Raw genomic sequence first — 5,111 nt, forward strand, 5'->3', positions numbered from 1 at the left:
ACGCCGGGGGGCAGCGCCTGCACCTGCGCCAGCGCCGCCGCGCCGCTCGCCTCCTGAATGACCGCGTACTCCAGCCCGCGCACCCGCAACTCGGCCTCCAGTCGGGGCCAGGAGCGCCCGGCCAGGCCGCGCCCGGCGGTGGGGTTGAGGACGACGGCGTAGGAACGGGCGGGCGGGGCCACCGGGGAGACAAGGGAAGAAGGTGCCTGGGTCACGTTAGGGGCAGGATAAGGCGCAGAGGCCACCCCCGGCGAGCGGGCGGCCGCCAGCAGTGCCCTACGCCCAGTCCTGGGGCCGCTGGGCCAGCCCGAAGTGCCACGCCACCGCCTGCGCGATGCGCTGCGCCGCCTGCCCGTCCCCGTAGGGGTTGCGGGCCGAGCGCATCCGGAGCAGTTCGGCCTCGTCGGAGAGCAGGCGGTCCAGCACCGCGCGGAGGTGGTCCGGATCGTTCCCGGCCAGGGTCAGCACGCCCGCCTCCAGCCCCTCGGGGCGCTCGGTGACGTTGCGCAGGACCGCCACCGGAACGCCGAGCGCCGCGCCCTCCTCCTGCAACCCCCCGGAGTCGGTCGCCAGCAGGGCCGAGGCGGCCATCAAGGGGGCCATCTGCGCGTAGTCGAGGGGATCGGTGAGTTCGAAGTTGGGCAGCCCCGACAGCGCCGGGCGCACCGCCTCCTGCACCGCCGGGTTGAGGTGGACCGGGTAGACGAAATGCGTGTCGGGGTGGGCACGGGCCACGTCCGCGAGGGCCTGCGCCATCTCCGGCATCATCGGCAGGTTCTCGCGGCGGTGCATGGTGACGGTCACCAGCCGCTGCCCCCCGTCCAACTTCGCCTGCCACTCGGGCCGCAGGGACATCCGCCCGGCCACCTCGCGCACGGCGTCCACGGCGGTCTGCCCGGTCACGAAGAGACCCAGTTCGCCCTTGCCCTCGCGGCGCAGGTTCGCCGCGCTTCCGGGGGTGGGCGCGAAATCGAGGTCGCTCAGCACCCCGGTCAGGCGGCGGTTGGCCTCCTCCGGAAAGGGTTCGCGCATGCTGCCGCTGCGCAGCCCCGCCTCCACGTGTCCCACCGGAATCCCCTCATAAAAGGCGCTGAGGGCCACGCAAAAGGACGTGGTGGTGTCCCCGTGGACCAGCACCATGTCCGCCCCCATCTCGCGCAGCATCTTCCCCGCCTGCGGCACGATGCGCCCGGTCAGGTCGGCCAGCGTCTGCCGGTCGGTCATGACCTGCAGGTCCTCGTCGGGGGTCAGGCCGAAGACGGCGAGCGCCTCGTCGAGCATCTGCCGCTGCTGCCCGGTCGAGAGGATCAGGGGCGTCAGGCCGGGGTGCGCCCCAATGGCCGAATGCACCGGGGCCATCTTGGTGGCTTCCGGGCGGGTGCCGAAGGCGAGGACGATGCGTTTGGCGGCGGGGTGGGTCATGGAGGCTCCAGGGGTCAGGACAGCGCCCCGTCGGGGGCGGGGCGAAGGGTGGAGGTTCAGCGGTGATCGCCCGACGGGGCGGGCGGGACCGGGCGCACCGTTTCACGCCCCTGTTCGAGACCGTGCGCCCGCACCCGGCGGTGGGCGACGAACCACAGGCACACGGCGCAGGCGGCCACCGTGCCCGCGATGGCGGCGGGGGACACGCCCTGCGCCAGCATCCCGATCACGCCGCACCACAGCGCAACGATCCACAGGATCACGGCGGTCTGCCGGGCGTTGGAGGTCCGCGCCAGCACCCGGTGGTGGATATGGGTCTTGTCGGGGTGCCCCAGCGGATTGCGGATGCCCCGCGCAAAGCGCCCGATGACCACCTGCGTGGTGTCGAGGATGGGCAGCGCCATCACCAGCAGCGGCACCAGCAGGCTGGCCCCCGCGCTGAACTTCAGGGTCCCCAGCAGGCTCACGGCGGCGAGCGTGTACCCGAACAGGTACGCGCCCGCGTCCCCCATGATGATCCGGCTGGGGTTGAAGTTGTGCCGCAGGTAGCCCAACGCGGCCCCCGCCAGTCCCGCGAGCAGCACGACCGCCGCCGCCCGGTCGGAGAACTGCGCCGCCGTGACCAGCAGCACCATGCTCGTGACAAAGCCCACGCCGCCCACCACGCCGTCGACCCCGTCCATCAGGTTGACAGCGTTCGTCAGGCCGACCACCCACAGGATGGTCAGGCCCACGCTGAGCGGCCCGTTCAGGGCGTCCGGCAGCACGGGCAGGAAGGGAATCGCATTGAAGTCGAGGGTCAACCCATTGACGACCAGCAGCACCGCCGCGAGCGTCTGCACGATCAACCGGAACAGGGGCGAGAGGCCGAACTGGTCGTCGATAAAGCCGGTCAGCACCAGCACCGAGGCGCCCAGCAGGATCGCCAGCACCTGAATGTTGACCTGCTCGATCACGATGGGCCGCAGCGCCCACGCCACGACCACGCTGATCAGAAAGCCCGCGAAGATGGCGAGCCCGCCCGCGTTGGGCAGCGGCTCTTTGTTCAGCCGCCGCTCGTTGGGTTGGTCCGCCCAGCCCACCTTGATGGCGAACTCGCGTACGCGCGGAATGAACCGCCAGGTGAACAGCCACGCGGTCAGAAAGGTGAGCAGCACGCTCAGAAAGCCGCGCCCGGTCACGTTGGCGATGCCCAGGCTGGCGGCGAGGTCCCTCAAGAAATCCATAAGCTGACGGGATTGTAAGGGTCAGGCATGAGGAAGGCGACCGACAAAAGGTGCAGCCTGCCCTCCCTCTCCCCGCGCCTTCCCTACTTCGTCCCGTAAATCCGGTCGCCCGCGTCCCCCAGCCCCGGCACGATGTAGCCGTGGTCGTTGAGACGCTCGTCCACGGCGGCGACCACGATCTCCACGTCGGGGTGATCGCGCTCGATCACGGCGACGCCCTCGGGGGCCGCGAGGATGCACATCAGCTTGATGCTCTGGGCGCCCGCCGCCTTCAGCGCGGTGATCGCCGCGCTCGCGCTGCCGCCGGTGGCGAGCATGGGGTCAGTCAGGAAGACCCGGCGCTCGGCGATGTCAGCCGGGAGCTTGTTGTAGTAGGCGACGGGTTGCAGGGTTCCGGGGTCGCGGTACATCCCGATGTGCCCCACCTTGGCGGCGGGCACGAGGTTCACGATCGCGTCGGTCATGATCAGCCCGGCCCGCAGGATGGCGACCAGCGCGAGCTTCTTGCCGCTGAGCATCGGGAAGTCACCCTCCTCGATGGGGGTCTGGAGGCGGGTGGGGGTCACCTCCAGGTCGCGCATCGCCTCGTAGGCGAGCAGCATGGACACCTCGGCGGCGAGTTCGCGGAACTCCTTGACACCGGTGTGCACGTCGCGCATCAGGGAGAGTTTGTGCTGGATAAGGGGATGGGTGACAGCCGTGAGCATGGCCCCACGATACCCGCCTAGCGGCGGGCGGCCCCGGCCCTACCCCGGCAGCCGCGCCAGCACGTGCCGCGCGAGCCGCTCCTTGACGGGCCGCTGGCGGTCGAACTCGTAGGGCTCGTTCATCAGGAACCAGTACAGGTCGTGCAGGTAGGTGTGCGCGAGGTACGCCCGCAGCCGGGTCAGGGTGGTGGGGGCGTGGTCGGGCAGGAAGCCCAGCGCCGCGTTCAGGCTCTCGCCGGGCGGCAGCAGGTCCAGGGTGCCGGTCTTGAACAGGGCGAGGTCGCGCAGCGGATCGTCCCAGCCCGCCTTCGTCCAGTCGATCACCAATACTTCGCGCTCCGGGGCTTCTCTCCCGTCCGGCGGCGTGATCAGGCCCGGCTCAATCAGGATGTTGTCGTGCCACAGGTCGAGGTGGCAGAACGCGGCGGGCTGAGCGAGCAACCCACGCTCCAGCGGTTCCTCGACCGCGTCGAAGAGGTCGTCGAGGGGGTAGGCGGCCAGTGCCGAGCGGAAGCGCCGCAGCCGCTCGCGCACCCGGCGCAGGTCCACCGTGCCCCGGTGTTCGTGGTGCAGCGCCCCCAGAATCTCGCGCAATCTGGGCAGCGCGGCGGGCACGTCGGCGGCGGTCAGGGGCCGACCCGGAAAGCGGCGCAGGATCAGGGCCTCGACGCCGTCGGCCTCCACCGCGTCCACCACCCAGGCCCCCAGGTCAGCGCGGCGCATGTTTCCCGCCTCCAGGCGGTGCTCGCCGCGCTGGGTGCGGTACACCTTCACGACCACGTCGCCGCCCGCCGCCGCGTACACCCGGCTCTGCATGCCCGCGTCCATCGGGGTCAGGGGACCGAAGCGGGCTTCCAGCACGGGAAAACGGTGGGTTGGCAGGCCGCCCGGGGTCACGCGGGCATCATAGCGGGGCCGCGCCCGGCCGGGCGGGACCGTTCAGGCGCGTTCAGGCGTCCGTCCCCGCCGGGGCGGGGGGCAATCCGGCCAGCAGCTCGACCAGCTGGGGGTCGAGGGCCGTGCCCGACTGCCCCTGCACGGCCGCGAGGTTGCCCTCCGCGTGGGCCGAGGCGTTCGCCACCGCCAGAATCCGGGCGTAAAGGGGGATGGCCTCGCCCGCCAGACCGTCGGGATCGCCCTGCCCGTCCCAGCGCTCGTGGTGGTGCCGGATGGCCCGCTGCGCCTCGGCGAGGTGGGAGACGCTGTGCAGGAAGTTTGCCCCCAGCTGCGCGTGCCCCGGCCCGCCGTGAATCTTGCCGAGGTCGTGCAGCAGCGCCGCGTACCACAGCTCCTCGCGCTCACGCGGCGAGAGGCCCGCCGCCTCTCCCAGCCGCACGGCGGTCTCCGCGACAGCCTGTCCGTGCCCCAGCGCGTCGAATTCCAGGCTCTCCACGGCTTCCACGACGGCGGAGGCGATCTGCCGGGCGGTCTGGCGCCACTCGCGGCTGCTTTCCAGCACGGCGACGAGAGGCGCGACCGCCGCCGCCCAGGCAGTCACCGCCGACTGCGCGGCCGGGCTGAGGACCGTGCCCGCCGGGCAGTCCAGCACCAGTGCTCCCAGCGTGCGCCCGTGGTCGGTGAGCGGCACCACGAAGGTCAGCGGGGCCTGCCGCGCTCCCGCCGCCTCCAGCCGGGCCAGGGTCTCGGGAGGGCTGCCAGCGTAGAGGTCGCGGTCTTGCAGCAGTTGTGGGCGGCCGCCCGCCGTGACCCACGGCCCCTCCAGCGCCGCCCCCACCAGCGAGCGCGGATACCCGTG

General features: G+C 71.8%; 5 protein-coding genes and 1 pseudogene. All 6 read right to left on the reverse strand.

The annotated features are described in order from the left end of the window. Nucleotides 1-215, reverse strand: a pseudogene (locus tag QOL99_RS14855) (hypothetical protein); the annotation flags it as partial. Between the two features lie 61 nt (nucleotides 216-276). Further along, nucleotides 277-1,422 carry a non-hydrolyzing UDP-N-acetylglucosamine 2-epimerase gene (gene wecB, locus QOL99_RS14860; RefSeq protein ID WP_285524964.1) on the reverse strand — a complete coding sequence of 382 codons (1,146 nt, stop codon included), beginning with the start codon at nucleotides 1,420-1,422 and terminating at the stop codon, nucleotides 277-279. Nucleotides 1,423-1,478: 56 nt separating this feature from the next. Then, the gene (locus tag QOL99_RS14865; RefSeq protein WP_285524965.1) at nucleotides 1,479-2,648 is read right to left on the reverse strand and encodes an MraY family glycosyltransferase; all 1,170 of its coding nucleotides are present in this window, start codon (nucleotides 2,646-2,648) and stop codon (nucleotides 1,479-1,481) included. An 83-nt stretch (nucleotides 2,649-2,731) separates the two neighbouring features. Beyond that, nucleotides 2,732-3,355 carry a uracil phosphoribosyltransferase gene (gene upp / locus QOL99_RS14870; protein ID WP_285524967.1) on the reverse strand — a complete coding sequence of 208 codons (624 nt, stop codon included), beginning with the start codon at nucleotides 3,353-3,355 and terminating at the stop codon, nucleotides 2,732-2,734. Nucleotides 3,356-3,394: 39 nt separating this feature from the next. Continuing rightward, nucleotides 3,395-4,252: a phosphotransferase gene (locus QOL99_RS14875; protein WP_285524969.1), complete on the reverse strand. Its 858-nt coding sequence runs from the start codon at nucleotides 4,250-4,252 to the stop codon at nucleotides 3,395-3,397. Nucleotides 4,253-4,304: 52 nt separating this feature from the next. Next, on the reverse strand, nucleotides 4,305-5,111 hold an 807-nt coding region (locus QOL99_RS14880), incomplete at its 5' end, for an HD-GYP domain-containing protein (RefSeq protein ID WP_285524971.1).

It is taken from the genome of Deinococcus rhizophilus (genome assembly GCF_030271215.1).
GTDB classification, from domain to species: domain Bacteria; phylum Deinococcota; class Deinococci; order Deinococcales; family Deinococcaceae; genus Deinococcus; species Deinococcus rhizophilus.